Below are 13,300 nucleotides of genomic sequence, written 5' to 3' on the forward strand. Positions count from 1 at the left end.
CTCGTCGTGGTGGTGTACGCGAGCGCGGACGACTACGCGGCTTACACGGGGAAGCCAGCCCCGGACGGGATCGATGCCGTGCTGGCCCGCGCCAGCGAGCGGATTGACGAGCTGCTGGTGACGGCGGTCTACGACGTTGACCCGGTGACGGAGCTGCCGACCAAGCCGAAGGAGGCCGAGGCCATCCGGCGGGCCACCTGCGCGCAGGCGGCTTGGACGGTGGCGGTCGGCGACCCGTACGGCGTGGCCGCCGCGTTTTCCGACGTGAAGATCGGTTCTGTGTCGTTGAAGCGGTCCGGGGACGGCGGGGCGGTTCCGGCGCGTCATGCGCCGGACGCGGCGTCGATCCTGCGCACCGCGGGCCTGCTGCCCGGCTACGTGATCGACCAGGGCGGGTGGTGACCCGTGCTGCTCCCAGAGTGGATCTTCACGCACGACGCCACCTTCGAGCCGCTGGAGGGTGAAGGTGCCTACGGCCCGATCTTCGGCGACCCGGTCACGGAGAAGTGCCTGGTGGACGACGAACGGCGACTGGTCCGCAACGCCGAAGGCTCCGAGGTCGTCTCCGACATGACGATCTTCCTGCGGGCGGGCGCGTACTACCCGGCCGGGAGCCGGGTGACGGTCGGCGGCCGGATGACAACAGTCATCGCGTCCAAGCACCGCGACGGCGGCGGCCTTCCGACACCGGATCACACGGAGGTGGTGTGCCGATGACGCAACGCGGCATCGACGTGGACGTGCGGCTGGACATGCACGTCAGCCCCGAAGCGCTGGAGACTAAGGCGCGGGCGGCGATCGAGCGGGGCTTGACGCAGGCGACCGAGCACGTGCTGACCTCGACCGAGCCCAAGGTGCCATGGCAGACCGGCGACCTGGAACGGTCGGGGTCTGCGGTCGTGGACCGGTCGAACCTCGACGGCATCGTGTCGTTCGACCAGCCGTACGCGGTCGCCCAGCACGAAAACCTCGATTGGGAGCACCCGCTCAAGGGCGAGCCGAAGTTCCTGGAGAGGACCCTGTACGAGGAGGCCGCGACGGTGCGGGACGTGGTGGCCAAGGCGGTGCGGAAGGCGCTCGGCGGATGACCACCATGCCGGGCGGCCAGTTCTCCCGCGCGTTGCTGAACGGGCTCGCCGCGTTCCTCGCCAACCGAGGAGTGGGCGACTGGAACCCGGTCGGCACGTACACGCCGAACCAGCTCGCGCTGACGATCGGCGGCCTGCCCTCCACGCCGGACACGGCGATCTCGCTGGCGGTGTACGGCACCGCTGGCGACGACGTGGAGGGCGGCGACTCGACCGTCCTGGTGCAACTCCGGATGCGGGCCAAGGGCGACCCGCGCGACGTCGGCGACTACGCCGACGCCGTGTTCGCCGTGCTGCACGGGCTGACCGAGACGCGGCTCGCCTCGGGGGTGCTGGTGCTGCTCGCGCGGCGGACGGTGGTGGCGCCGCCGTCGCGTGACTCCTCCGGCCGGTGGGAGCGGGCCGACAGCTACGAGCTGATGGTGCACTGGCCCACCCCGCAGCGGGACGACGACTGACCCTCGTCCCCTTCTCTTCCTTCTTCGCGGGCCTGGCACGACCAGGGTTCGCGCGCACGAACGGAGAAACGATCATGGCTCTGGTGAGCATGCTCGCCAAGCACTGGTGCATGGACGTCAACATCGCGGGAATCGGAGGGCCCGCCCCGTCGTGGACGCGCGTCCGGGCCCTGTCCAAGTGGGAGAAGACCACCGACGACAACGTCGAGGACGACGGTGACTTCGATGACGAGTCCGGGTACGGCTCCGACGTCATCACCGAACGCAAGTGGAAGATCGAGGCCGAGGGGCGCCGGAAGCGGCAGGCCACCGAGGTGTTCGTGCCCGACGCCGGCCAGGAGTACATCCGCAAGGCCGCCCGTAGGGTCGGGCTGGGCGCGTTCATTGAGGTTCGCTGGTACCGGCGGGACGGCTCCGACGAGGCGTACCAGGGCATGTGCCAGGTCAACGAGTTCACGGTCGGTGGCGAGAAGACCGACCTGGAGCCGTTCAGCTTCACCCTGCTCGGGTCGGGCGAAGACGTCGAGATCGACAACCCGCTGGCGGGCCCGTGATGGCGCAGTTCAGGAACCTTGACGAGTTCTTCGACCCGTCGCTGCGACTCCCGGTGGGCAGCAAGACGTACGTGATCGCGCCGCCGGACGGCGAGGTGGGCCTGCTGGTGCAGCGGCTCATGCACGCCGGGATCGCGGCCGAGGCCGGGCAGGACATCGATGCCGAAGGGCTCAACGACCTGGCCAAGTCGGTGCTGTCCAACGACAGCGCGGAGACGGACCTGTACCCGCGCATCCTGGGCCCGGTCTGGGACGAGTTGTTCGCCGACAAGCTCGACTGGCCGGTCATCCAGCACATCGGCGAGACCGCGATGCTGTGGATCGCAGCCGGGACGGACGCCGCCGCGAAGCACTGGGAGGCCGGGGCGGGGGAAGCGGAGGCCCCGAACCGGAAGGCTCGCCGGGCGGCGGCGGCGCAGGCCCGATCGACCCGGTCACGGGGCTCCGCGAGTGGTACGACCCGGACGACGGGCTCGGACTGACCGGCGGCCCGGCCGTGTCGTGGCTGGACCTGCTGACGCGGTGGGACCTGATCGAGGCCGACCTGCACCAGGTGTACGGGATCGACCTCGACCGGTCCGGGGCCCTGCGCGGCCGGTCGTGGCGGTGGCTGCGTACCCGGATCGGCGGGCTGCGCGTGTGCGACTCCCGAATCGCACGCGCGCTGGACCAGAGCGACGATCGCCCCCGCCACTGTTGACGTTGGCGGTTTCGCCAACACAACACCGCCGCACATTTTCGATCTTGCGTGAAGGGCGGTGGCCGCGATGAACGTCGGCGAACTGTTCGCCAGACTGCGGCTCCGCGACAACCTCTCCGGGCCGCTCGGCCGTGCCATCGGCTTCTTCCGGGCCAAGGCCGCCGAATTCAAGGCACACGCCGGTTCCATCGGCGCCGGGTCGGTGCAGATGGGTGCCCGGCTGGCAGCGACCGCGGTGGCAGGGGCGACCGCTGCCGCCGGTCTGGCCTCTGCCGCCCAGGCCGCGCTCGGCCTGGTGGCGGCGCTCGCCCCGGCCGCCGGGATCGTGACCACGTTGCCCGGCGCGCTCGCGCTCGGCGCCGGGGCACTCGTTACGCTCAAGATCGCCCTGCTTGGGGTCGGCGATGCCTTCAAGGCGGCGCTCGCCGATGACCCGAAGAAGTTCGCCGAGTCGATCGCCGGACTGTCACCGGCGGCGCGGGCGGCGGCGATGGAGCTGCGTGCGGCCAAACCTGCGATCGATGAGCTCAAGGCGTCGGTGCAGGACGCGTTCTTCGCTCCGCTCGCGGGCCACATCGCCGCCGTGGCGGCGGCGCTGGCCGGCCCGCTCACGTCCGGCATGTCCGGCGTCGCCTCGGAGATGGGCGTCGCGGCGGCGCTGGCCGCGCGGTTTGCTGCCAGCGCGCAGACGTCGGCGGCCGTCACATCGATCTTCGCGGCGCTGCGGTCGGCGGTGGCCGCGATCCAGCCCGCGATCGTTCCGCTCCTGTCGGGGTTCCGGGACCTGGCCGTCGTCGGCGCCGAGTTCTCGGCCGGGCTGGTGCCGGGGATTGCCGCGGCGGCTGCCCGGTTCGGCGAGTTCCTGTCGCAGGCCGCCGCCAGTGGCAAGGCCCTGGCGTGGATGCAGGGCGCGCTGGAGGTGTTCCGGCAGCTCGGCGCTCTGGCCGGGAACCTGATCGGGATCGTGCGCGGCGTGTTCGCGGCGATGCAAACCGGCGGGTCCGGCGCGCTCGGCGTGGTCGGGCAGCTCCTCGGCCAGGTGAACGCATTCGTCAACAGCGCGCAGGGCCAGCAGGTGCTTGTCACGATCTTCCGGTCGTTGGCCCAGGTCGGAAGCGTGCTGATGCCGATCTTCTCGGCCCTCGGTGGTGCGCTGGCGCTGGTCGCGCCGCAGGTGGCGGCCATCGCGGTCGCCCTCGGTCCTGGGGTCGCCGCTACCGTCTCAGCGCTCGGTCCGGCCCTGGCCGCGCTCGGGCCTGGGCTGACGCTCGTGGCTCAGATGCTGTCGCAGGCGTTCGCGAACCCGGCGATGCAGGCCGGGCTGCTTGCGCTCGGTCAGGGGATCTCGGCGGTGCTCGCGGCGGCGGCTCCGCTGCTGCCGGTGGTGGGTCAGCTTGCGGGGATCTTGGGCTCGTTGCTGGGTGCGGCGCTGTCGAATCTGGCGGCGCTGCTCGCCCCAGTTATTTCAGCCCTTTCGTCAAGTTTACAGCCTCTTCTTCCGGTTTTGTCGGGCGCGATCACGGAACTGGCGGCAGCCACAGCCCCGCTCGCGGCTCAACTCGGACAAGTGCTCGCATTGGCACTCAAAACTGTCCTTCCGCCCCTGGTGCAGCTCGCGGTGGATCTGCTTCCGCCTCTGGTGGAGCTGACGAAGGCGCTGATCCCGATCGTCTCCTCCTGGGTCGGGGCCATGTCGTCCATCCTGGGCGTGATTCAGCCGATCATCCCACCTTTGATGCAGATCGCGACGTCGCTCCTGCCCTTCTGGATCAAGATCATTACGGCCCTGGTCAAGCTGATCAACGGCGATTTCAAGGGCGCCTTCCAGTCGATCATGTCGGCCATCAAGGGCTTCGGCGACACGATCACGAATGCCGGAAAAGCCCTGATGGAAGGGTTGTGGAACGGTATTGTCGCCGCCGGAAACATGATCAAGTCCCGGATCGTTGGCTTCCTCCGCTCCATCCTCCCGCAGCCTGTCCTCGACTTCCTCGGCATCCACAGCCCCAGCAAGCTGTTCGCCAAGATGGGCCGCGAAGTCCCCGCCGGACTCGCCCTCGGCATCACCCAAGCCGGCGGCCTGGTCCAAACCGCCGTCCAGCGCATGGCCGGGATCGTCGCCGGCGCGGGCATCCCCGACATGCCCACACCCGGCCTTCCCTTGCCAGGCGGACAGGTCGGAGCGCTCGGCGGCGGCATGGCGCGGACCGTGATCCACCAGACCAACTACTATCCGCAGGCCGAACCCACGAGCACGAGCGTCAACCGCGGGCTCCAACTCGCGGGCGCACTGGGGGTGATCTAGTTGCCGTCGTACTCGCTGGACGGCGTCCCGCTCGACCACCCTGCCGGCTGCTGGCGGCTCAAGAAGGGCACCCAGCGCAGGCCGCTCCCCGGCGCGCGAGCGGTCCGCGTCAGCGTCCCCGGCCGCGCGGGTGAACTGCCGATCGTCGGCCTCGACCACGAACTCACCTCGTTCGCGCTGGTGTTCACCGTGACTGGAGCCGCCCCGGCCGGGGTGGATGGCGGCTTTGCCCAGCTCGAAACCAACCTCGAAGCCCTGTCCGCGCTGCTCGGCGTCCGGCACCGGCTCATGAGCCTCCGCTACCAGGCGGGCCCGATCGTCCGGGTGGCCGACGTGACCGTCATCGCCTCCTCCGAGCCTGAGCTGTGGGTCGGCGCCGCCCGCGCCCGCCTGACCGCCGTGGTCGAGGTGCCATCCGTGTACTGGCGGGAGGAGACGACCACCACATGGACCGGCAGCGCCAACACCGCCGACCAGACGATCACCACCCTGGCCGGGAGCACAGCCCCCATCGTGGACTCGCTGATCCGCATCACCGGCCCCATCTCGTCGGTGACCGTGGCCGACGTGGCCAGCCAGGGCAAGCTGGGGCTCCTCACTTCCGGGTCGAACACGATCGCGGCGGGGGAGCGGCTCATCCTCGACTGCGCGGCCCAGGCAGCCGCGCTCGTCACGACGGACACGTGGGAGCTGACGGCTGGGACGAGCAAGACCGGCGTCATCAGCGTTTTCGGGCCGGGATCGGCGTCGCGGTGGCTGCACCTGACGCCCGCGGTCGCGGTCGGTGACCCGTTCTCCCGCGCGGTGCTCATCTCTTGCTCTGGGTCCGGTGTCACCGCCGCGTCCAAGCTTGAGGTCCGGGCGCGCCGCGCGTTCTTGTGACGGGCGCATTGTCGGAAGCGTCAACTGAAGTCTGGGGATGATGTGTGGATGTGACGAACCTCGTAAGGAGCCGGTTGAGAGACGCGACGAACAACGTGTGATGCGTTAAGTGGTCGCTGTCGCACCACAACAACAAAACGGTAGCGGGAATCTAAGCCTGGATGGTGTATCTCAACACAACCATTCGGCTAGCCTAGAGGGACGCAACGAGGCCCCGATCCAGGTTTGCGAGCTCGAATCGGGACCCCGGTTTTGCGATCGCTGCGGCGGGCTCGGGCTATCCGAGTCCGCCGCCGCCATTTTGGAGCCAGTCGAGGAGGATTGTCAGCAGTTGCAGGAGCAACAGCCGTTCCTCGTCGTCAGCCTCCTGATGGGTGTTACACAACGGACACTCTCCACTCTCGGACCGGTCTCGTCCTTGCGGGGGGCAGGCCCCGGTCCGTTCGGCCGACCCACATGGACGTCGGCCCACCTTTGACTGGTGAGTGCTGTTGTGCAGCTTCCATGAATCGTAGTTGACTCGCAGAGACCTCTGCGAATTTATGGGCACTCATAGTGTGTGGATTTTTTCGGGCCAATATAGCTATCGCCAGGGCGAATCGGCCCAAAAATCGTTCGTACCAAGCATAACTCTCTGTTATCGGTCATCACTCAAAGTCTCAGTGGGGTATCTTTCCAGGGCAATTCCCCCACAGCGTGATTTCCTGCCTTCGATCCCAGCAGGGCAGCGATCAGGGGAGGAATGGTGCCATTCGACCTCCGCCTCGTCGCCTACGCCCCCAACGGGGTACGACTCGGCATCCTTCCGCACCCTCTGAACCTCCAGGTCGCCTGGCCGTTCAACGACATGCCGTCGCTGAGGTTTGCCTACAGCACGCGGGCGGTCGGGGCCGATCTCATCGCCGCCCCGTGCGAGATCGGCGTCCAGTGGTCAGCGGACGGCATGGTCTGGACGGAGAACGGTGACGGACGGTTCCTCCTGGCCCACCGCGAAGGGGACCAACTCGATCCGTCCGGCGTCTGGCGGTACGACTGCCCCTCCTACCTGTGGGTGTTGAAGAAGGCCGTCACGTACGCCCACGCCTCGATCGCTCCCGTCAACGGCCAGCGCGTATACGGCTCACCGACACCGAACGCCACTGCCGGGTTCATCATGAACTCGCTGCTGACCGAAGCGCAGGCGCGCGGCGCCCTGGCCGGCTTCGCCTGGACATTCACCGGCACCCTCGACACCGCGGGCCTGACGTGGAACCAGACGCTCGGCCTCGGCATCCCGCTCGGCACCGACGTGCTGGCTGTCCTGCTGACGCTCGTGGACGCTGGGCTCATCGACATCCGCATGACTGGGCCGCGCACGCTGTCCGCGTGGCGGCCCGGCACCGCCATCTTCCGCGACCTCACCGCCCTCTCCACGCCCGTCGAGTTGGCCGGCGGCCGGGACATCTCGGCCGCGCCCGACGTCGGCACGCTGGAGGACCTGGCCAGCGCCGCGTACGTCGTCGGCGACAGCAGCTTCCGCACCGAGCGGGTCAATGTCGGCACCCCACTGCCGTGGGGCCGGTGGGAAGTTGGTGTCCGCCAGGTCGGCGTCACCGAGACGACCGCCGCCACGCTCGTCGGCGACTCCTTGCTCGTGCGCGGCGCGGTCGAGCGCGTCCAGCGCACCCGCGAGCTGTCGCTGACCGTCGCCCGGTGGCTGCCGCTGCGGGACTACCTGCCCGGAGATCGCATCCTGGCGCCGGGCGAGGGCGGGCAGCGCAAGGCGCTGCGGGTCCGGCAGATCACGCTCACCCGGACCGACCGTGGGGTGGTGTCCGGGAACCTCGTCCTCGATGACCGCCTCGCCGATCAGGAGATCCGGCTGCGCCGCCGGATCGCGCTCCTGGCCCACCGTCCTTGAAGAAGGGGAACGTCGTCGTGCAGGTCATCACTCCTGGAACTCCGGAGCCGTACGCGCTGCGCCTGGTCGCTCACGCGCCGAACGGGTCACGGCTGGGGACGCTGCCGCACCACCTCGGGTTCGAGGCCGGGCTGCCGCTGAACGACGTGCCGTCGTTGAAGGTGACGTACCCGGCGGCCGGGATCGGGTCGGCGTGGCTGGAGCAGCCGGTCGAGCTCGCCGTCGAGGTGTCGGTCGGCGGCGGCCCGTGGCTAGAGCCGCCCGACGCCCGCTTCCTGCGGATCAAGCGAGGGAGTAACGCCACCGACGCCACGGGGGCGCGTACGTACGAGTGCCCCGGCTACGCGTGGATGCTCCGCAAGCTGGTGCTGTACGCCGGGCCGGTCATGGCCGAAGGGAAGCGGCCGTTCAGCGCCGTCACTCCGGGGGCGATCCTGCGGACCCTCATCGATGAGGGCCAGGCGCGCGGCACGCTCCCCGGCATCGCGGTCGCCTTCACCACCACGCACGACTCCGCCGGACACGCGTGGGACAAGACGCTCACCCTCCAGATCGAGCCCGGCGCGGACCTGCTCACGCTCCTGCTCAACCTGGCCGAGCAGGGCGTCCTCGACTGGACCATGTCCGGCCGGACCCTGCGCGTCTACAACGAGGGCACCGTCTTGGGCGAGGACCTGACGGTGTCGCCGGGCGTGGACCTGCGGCTCGGCCGCGACATTGACGACGCCCCTGCCACGGCCACGCTGGAGGACCTCGCGTCAGCGATCCTCGTGCGCGGCGAGGCGGGGCTGAGCGTGGAGGTGACCAACCCGTCCGCTCCGCACCCGTGGGGCCGGTGGGAAACCAGCCAGGCGCAGGGCGGCGTCACCGACTCGGGCACGGCCATCCTCCTCGGGACGAACGCGCTGGAACGCGCCGGACGCGAACGCACCCAGCTCACCCGCGGCGTCCGGTTCGGCGCGGCACGCTGGCTGCCGCTCGTCCACTACCGGCCGGGCGACCTCGTGCGCGCCCCCGGCGAGCACGGCGACATGGAGGCCCTGCGCGTCCGGCAGATCACCGTCTCCTGCGACGGCGACGGCGGGCTCGGCGGCAACCTCGTCCTGAACGACAGGTTCATCGAGCGGGAAATCCGGCTCGCCCGCCAAGCCGCGGGCATCCTCGCCGGCGGCGTCGCCTCCGGCGGCACCGGCGGCACCCCCGCGCCCGAGACGTCGGGCCGTACGCCGGCGGCACCGGCCGGGCTCATTGTGGCCCCGGCCGCGTACGTGGACGAGCACGGGTTCGCTCGCGGCCAGGTGACCGCGACCTGGTCGCCGGTCACGGCCGACACCTTCGGCGTGGCGCTCGATGTGGACGGCTACGAGCTGTACGCCCGCGTCAACACGACGGGCGAGGTGTGGCGGCACATCGCCACGTCCGGCGGCACCACGGCGACGTACTCGCCGCTGGTCGTGGCCACCACCTACGCCGTCAAGGTCCGCGCGACCGCGCAGGGCGCCAAGGGCGCGTTCGGGCCGGAGTTCGTGGTCCTGATTCCAGACGACCTCGTTCCGCCGCCGGTCCCCTCCGCGCTGGCGCTCTCGACGCGGCTCGGTGTGATCGAGGCCGCCTGGGACGGGCACGGCAGCGCGGGGGAGCCGATGCCGAACGACTTCGAGCACGTCCGCGTGCACATGGCGGCTGACGCCGGGGGGCCGTGGACGGTCGTGGACCACCTGCGGGCGGCCGGGGCCGCGCTCGTCACCGACCAGCCGTACGGGGAGATGCGCTGGTTCCGGCTGACGTCGGTGGACCGGCGCGGCAACGAGTCAGCGCCCTCGGCCGCCGCGCAGATCGCCACGCAGCCGCTCGTCAACGGCGACGTCATCGGGAAGGTCATCTCCGGCGCGAACATCGTGAACGGCACGGTGAACGCGGCCGACGCCGTCATCGCCAACACGATCACCGGCGGGCTGATCCAGGCCCTGGCCATCGAGACCCCGCACCTGAAGGCGAACGCGGTCACGCTCGACAAGCTGGCCGCCGGATCGGTGGACGCGACCCGGCTGACCGCCACGGCGATCGACGGCAAGACCATCACCGGCGCGTTCATCCGGACGGCGGCGACCGGCCGTCGCCTGGAGTTCGCGCCCCCCGGCAGCACCTACCCCGAGATGCGGTTCATCCCAGGCGGGTCGGGCTCGAACTACACCCGGCTCCGCACGCGGGATGACTCCTTCCCCGGTGAGGCCACGTTCGAGATCACGTCCGGCACCAACTCGTCCGTGACCGCCGCCTCCCAGACGACGATCGCCGCCGGGTACATGCAGATGCAGGTCCGCGACTCGACACTGTCGAACCCCAACGGCGGCCTGATGGAGCTCGCCGAGTCGTACGCCCTGTACGGCTACCTCCACAACAGCTCCGACGAGCAGTACTTCTGGTTCGACAGCTCCGGCCGGACCCGGCACGTCGGCAAATGGTGGGACTTCACGAATCTCGGCTCCACAGCGGGCATCCTGGCCGGCTCGATCACGTTCGCGTCGGCCGGGTCCGGCGCGAACATCCGGTTCTTGTCCTACGGGACCGAGATGAGTGGGAACATGGGGCCGGTCTGCGTGCTGCGGCGGGGCCTGTCCAGCCCGATATCGCACACCCCTGCGGGGTCGTGGTACGTGACCGAGTCGCTTCAGGCCGGCTTCCGGATCTCTTCCAGCTTCCCGGACGGGTTCGCCCTCTACTGGTGGTCGCACCGTCACTGACCCCGCCCACTCCACGAAGGGACTCGTGATCATGGCCGTTGAGCTGGTGCAGGTGTGGGACGCCGAACTGGCCTACACGCACACGCCGCTCCGCGACACCGACGCTCCGGTCGCACCTCATGTGGACGGGGCCGAACCGCTGTGGTGCCTCTACCAGGTGGCCCCGGCAATGGGCGTCGAGATCCATCACGCGCTGCCGCACTCGCTGCTGGAATGGCGGTGCGCCCTGTACGGGCTCAACCCCGACGACGTGCCCACGCTGCTCGACATCGCCATGCACGAGCCGTACATCCCGGACCGCAACGACGCGCTCACCCGCACCGACCCTGGCGCCGTCAAGGTGCTGGAAGCGACGCACGGCTTGCCGACCTGCTGGACGCCCGGTGTGCCCGAGCATGAGCGGCGCGCGGCCTACCTGGAGCGGGTCAAGCTCGTCAAGGAGCACCGCGTCCGAGTGGAGGCGGCGCCGCGGGCGGTGCGCGCGGAAGCGCTCGCCTACGTCGGCTCGGCTCGGGTCGCGCCGCCGGACCCGCTGGAGCCGCTTCTCTCCCTGGTGCGACTCGACCCCGTCCGGGTGGAGGCACGGCGGATGGCGGCCGAGTGGGTGCGCGCGGAGCGGGGCGACCAGCTCCCACAGCCGACGTTCCAGCTCAAGCCAGGCAGCACGTTCGTCGGCATGCAGCCCCGCACGGAGGGCAGCGTGTGACGAGCGACGACATGCCGAGCGTGGCGCTGTCGCTGGAGACGCTGCGCCGCCTGGTCGAGGTCGGGTTCGCCCAGGTCAACGGCCAAATCGCATTGCTGCGGCAAGAGTTGGAGCAGGTGAACGCCCAGCACGCCAACCTCTCCCAGCGGGTCGAGCAAGACCGGCTGACCGCCGACGTCCGGCACGCCGCGTTGGAGTCCCGCCTGGACGCTCTCGAACGCGAGGCGGTAACCCGCTCCCAGCTCGCCGACCGTACCCGTCTGATCATCGCCATCGTGGGTGTGCTCGTCACCGTGGCGAGCGCTGTGATCGCGCTGATCGCGCTCACCAGGGGCTAAGTATGCTTCCCCTTCGACTGGCTGCGGTCGTGAGCGGCCTGAATCCGCCTCGCGCCACCTGACGTCGCCAACTTGCCGTCAGGGTGAAGCGACGCGGACCGCATCGCGTGTGCCTTGTCCTTCGCGCTCGGATGCTTTCCGCTCTTGCGGGCCCCGCTGTCCTTGCCGCTGTTCTTCGCCATGGCCTGACTATCCCCCGGCCTGCTGTTGCCAGAAAGGTACCGGTTGCCTTGCTGGTGCTGCCCGTGCGGGACGGCATGCTCGTCGTACCCGCAGTCCTTCCCATCCACGTCAGCGACGACGAGCTCAAGATGACCGTCGCCGACTGGCTCGCCCTCAAGGAGATCCCCATGCCCCAGCCCGAGCCGATCGAGGTCCTCGACGGCCAGGACCCGCTCCCGCTGCCGCCGTTCGCCGACGCGAGCACGACCGTGCTCGACCCCGGCCAGGACGTGCTGCCCCAGGACCCCGGCAGCGCCATCGACGACGAGGAGGTGACCGCTCATGGCGGTTGACCGGCTGCCCATGACCTGCGACATCGTCCGCTATCGCGGCAAACACGGTCTCCACGCGGTCCGCGCGGCAGTCGTGGTGGCCGACGTGCACACCCTCGACCCCGCAGGAGTGCTGTCGGGGGCGGTCCCCGCGCTCGACAGCCCCGAGCACGTGCATCTGCTGGTGTTCACCCCTGGGGCGCGCGGCTCGTTCTGGGAGTTCAACGTGCCGTTCGGCGACGGACCCGGCGCGTGGCACTGGCCACCGGAGCGCTCATGATGGCCAAGACGTCAGCGAAGCCCGCCGATCGGCTCCTGGCCGTCGTGCGCTCCCAGCTCGGGGAGACGGAGTCGCCGACCGGGTGGACAAAGTACGGCTCCTGGTGGGCCCGGCGGCACGACAAGCCGGCCGCCTGGGCAGTGGCGGCGTGGTGCGACATGTTCCTGGCCTGGTGCGCCGCGCAGGCCGGGCTCATCGCCGTCGTTGGGGATCACGCCTACACGCCTTCTCACGCGCAGTGGTTCAAGAACCGCGGTCAATGGGGGCAGACCCCGCGCAAGGGCGCGATCGTGTTCTTCGACTGGGGCGGCAGCAAGGCCATCCCAGCGATCGACCACGTCGGCATCGTCGAGGCTGTCAAGAACAGCGGCCGGACCATCGTGACGATCGAGGGCAACACCTCCAATCGCGTCATGCGCCGCGAACGGACCCTCGCTGAGGTCGCCGGGTTCGGCTACCCCGCCTACCTACCCACGCCGGCCACCAAGCCGCCCGCCGCTCTGGTACCGACCTGGACGGAGAAGATCGTGAAGGACCTGCCAACGCTGCGTCTCGGCGCAGGCAAGAGCAAGACGGACCCGCTCCGATGGCACGTCAAGACCGTGTTCTACCTGCTGCACGCGCGAAGCTTCGGCGTCAACGGCGGCGTGGACGACACCGTGTTCGGCGAGCCGATGCACGACGCGGTGCGTGCGCTCCAGCAGGCGGCCGGGCTGAAGGACGACGGCGTTGTCGGGCCGAAGACCTGGCCCGCGCTCATGCGCGTCTCATAGGTCGTTCGTTGGCGTTTCTGCCTACGTAGCTCATTCCAGGCCCGCCATGGTGCGGGCCTTCTCCATGTCTGGAGGACC

16 protein-coding genes are annotated in these 13,300 nt (G+C 69.8%); all 16 read left to right on the top strand.

What is annotated here, in order from left to right; all coding sequences use genetic code 11:
- The first annotated feature begins 6 nt into the window (after nucleotides 1-6).
- The 16 genes from FAF44_RS03175 (at nucleotide 7) to FAF44_RS03250 (ending at nucleotide 13,222) form a co-directional block, all read left to right on the top strand.
- On the top strand, nucleotides 7-402 hold the full coding sequence (locus FAF44_RS03175; protein WP_237101452.1) for a hypothetical protein: 396 nt from the start codon (nucleotides 7-9) through the stop codon (nucleotides 400-402).
- Nucleotides 403-405: 3 nt separating this feature from the next.
- The gene (locus FAF44_RS03180) at nucleotides 406-717 is read left to right on the top strand and encodes a hypothetical protein (protein WP_237101453.1); all 312 of its coding nucleotides are present in this window, start codon (nucleotides 406-408) and stop codon (nucleotides 715-717) included.
- Nucleotides 714-1,088: a minor capsid protein gene (locus tag FAF44_RS03185; RefSeq protein ID WP_237101454.1), complete on the top strand. Its 375-nt coding sequence runs from the start codon at nucleotides 714-716 to the stop codon at nucleotides 1,086-1,088. Before FAF44_RS03180 ends, FAF44_RS03185 begins: the two co-directional genes overlap by 4 nt.
- Nucleotides 1,085-1,546, top strand: a complete 462-nt coding sequence (locus FAF44_RS03190; protein WP_237101455.1) for a minor capsid protein — start codon at nucleotides 1,085-1,087, stop codon at nucleotides 1,544-1,546. The genes FAF44_RS03185 and FAF44_RS03190 overlap by 4 nt, the downstream gene beginning before the upstream one ends.
- A gap of 74 nt (nucleotides 1,547-1,620) precedes the next feature.
- A complete protein-coding gene (locus FAF44_RS03195; protein ID WP_237101456.1) occupies nucleotides 1,621-2,100 on the top strand; it encodes a phage tail tube protein in 480 nt (159 codons plus the stop codon).
- A complete protein-coding gene (locus tag FAF44_RS03200; protein WP_237101457.1) occupies nucleotides 2,100-2,582 on the top strand; it encodes a hypothetical protein in 483 nt (160 codons plus the stop codon). The genes FAF44_RS03195 and FAF44_RS03200 overlap by 1 nt, the downstream gene beginning before the upstream one ends.
- Nucleotides 2,583-2,596: 14 nt before the next feature.
- Nucleotides 2,597-2,800 (top strand): hypothetical protein, encoded by a 204-nt coding sequence (locus FAF44_RS03205; protein ID WP_237101458.1) that lies wholly within the window; start codon nucleotides 2,597-2,599, stop codon nucleotides 2,798-2,800.
- Between the two features lie 67 nt (nucleotides 2,801-2,867).
- Nucleotides 2,868-5,105, top strand: coding sequence for a hypothetical protein (locus FAF44_RS03210; protein WP_237101459.1), 2,238 nt, complete (start codon nucleotides 2,868-2,870; stop codon nucleotides 5,103-5,105).
- Complete coding sequence (locus FAF44_RS03215) at nucleotides 5,106-5,987, top strand: hypothetical protein (RefSeq protein ID WP_237101460.1); 882 nt, start codon at nucleotides 5,106-5,108, stop codon at nucleotides 5,985-5,987.
- 742 nt (nucleotides 5,988-6,729) lie between these two features.
- Nucleotides 6,730-7,887, top strand: a complete 1,158-nt coding sequence (locus FAF44_RS03220; protein ID WP_237101461.1) for a hypothetical protein — start codon at nucleotides 6,730-6,732, stop codon at nucleotides 7,885-7,887.
- Nucleotides 7,884-10,631 carry a hypothetical protein gene (locus tag FAF44_RS03225; protein ID WP_237101462.1) on the top strand — a complete coding sequence of 916 codons (2,748 nt, stop codon included), beginning with the start codon at nucleotides 7,884-7,886 and terminating at the stop codon, nucleotides 10,629-10,631. Before FAF44_RS03220 ends, FAF44_RS03225 begins: the two co-directional genes overlap by 4 nt.
- A gap of 31 nt (nucleotides 10,632-10,662) precedes the next feature.
- Nucleotides 10,663-11,337 (top strand): hypothetical protein, encoded by a 675-nt coding sequence (locus FAF44_RS03230; RefSeq protein WP_237101463.1) that lies wholly within the window; start codon nucleotides 10,663-10,665, stop codon nucleotides 11,335-11,337.
- A complete protein-coding gene (locus FAF44_RS03235; protein ID WP_237101464.1) occupies nucleotides 11,334-11,675 on the top strand; it encodes a hypothetical protein in 342 nt (113 codons plus the stop codon). The genes FAF44_RS03230 and FAF44_RS03235 overlap by 4 nt, the downstream gene beginning before the upstream one ends.
- 230 nt (nucleotides 11,676-11,905) lie before the next feature.
- On the top strand, nucleotides 11,906-12,190 hold the full coding sequence (locus FAF44_RS03240; protein ID WP_237101465.1) for a hypothetical protein: 285 nt from the start codon (nucleotides 11,906-11,908) through the stop codon (nucleotides 12,188-12,190).
- Nucleotides 12,180-12,449: a hypothetical protein gene (locus FAF44_RS03245; protein WP_237101466.1), complete on the top strand. Its 270-nt coding sequence runs from the start codon at nucleotides 12,180-12,182 to the stop codon at nucleotides 12,447-12,449. The genes FAF44_RS03240 and FAF44_RS03245 overlap by 11 nt, the downstream gene beginning before the upstream one ends.
- On the top strand, nucleotides 12,422-13,222 hold the full coding sequence (locus FAF44_RS03250; protein WP_237101467.1) for a CHAP domain-containing protein: 801 nt from the start codon (nucleotides 12,422-12,424) through the stop codon (nucleotides 13,220-13,222). The genes FAF44_RS03245 and FAF44_RS03250 overlap by 28 nt, the downstream gene beginning before the upstream one ends.
- Nucleotides 13,223-13,300 lie beyond the last annotated feature (78 nt).

The organism is Nonomuraea sp. MG754425 (assembly GCF_021699195.1).
Classification (GTDB): domain Bacteria; phylum Actinomycetota; class Actinomycetes; order Streptosporangiales; family Streptosporangiaceae; genus Nonomuraea.

Coding starts and splice junctions, on each gene's coding strand:
- FAF44_RS03185 (WP_237101454.1), top strand. CDS start 714: ATGACGCAACGCGGCATCGACGTGGACGTGCGGCTGGACATGCACGTC.
- FAF44_RS03190 (WP_237101455.1), top strand. CDS start 1,085: ATGACCACCATGCCGGGCGGCCAGTTCTCCCGCGCGTTGCTGAACGGG.
- FAF44_RS03195 (WP_237101456.1), top strand. CDS start 1,621: ATGGCTCTGGTGAGCATGCTCGCCAAGCACTGGTGCATGGACGTCAAC.
- FAF44_RS03200 (WP_237101457.1), top strand. CDS start 2,100: ATGGCGCAGTTCAGGAACCTTGACGAGTTCTTCGACCCGTCGCTGCGA.
- FAF44_RS03210 (WP_237101459.1), top strand. CDS start 2,868: ATGAACGTCGGCGAACTGTTCGCCAGACTGCGGCTCCGCGACAACCTC.
- FAF44_RS03220 (WP_237101461.1), top strand. CDS start 6,730: ATGGTGCCATTCGACCTCCGCCTCGTCGCCTACGCCCCCAACGGGGTA.
- FAF44_RS03230 (WP_237101463.1), top strand. CDS start 10,663: ATGGCCGTTGAGCTGGTGCAGGTGTGGGACGCCGAACTGGCCTACACG.
- FAF44_RS03245 (WP_237101466.1), top strand. CDS start 12,180: ATGGCGGTTGACCGGCTGCCCATGACCTGCGACATCGTCCGCTATCGC.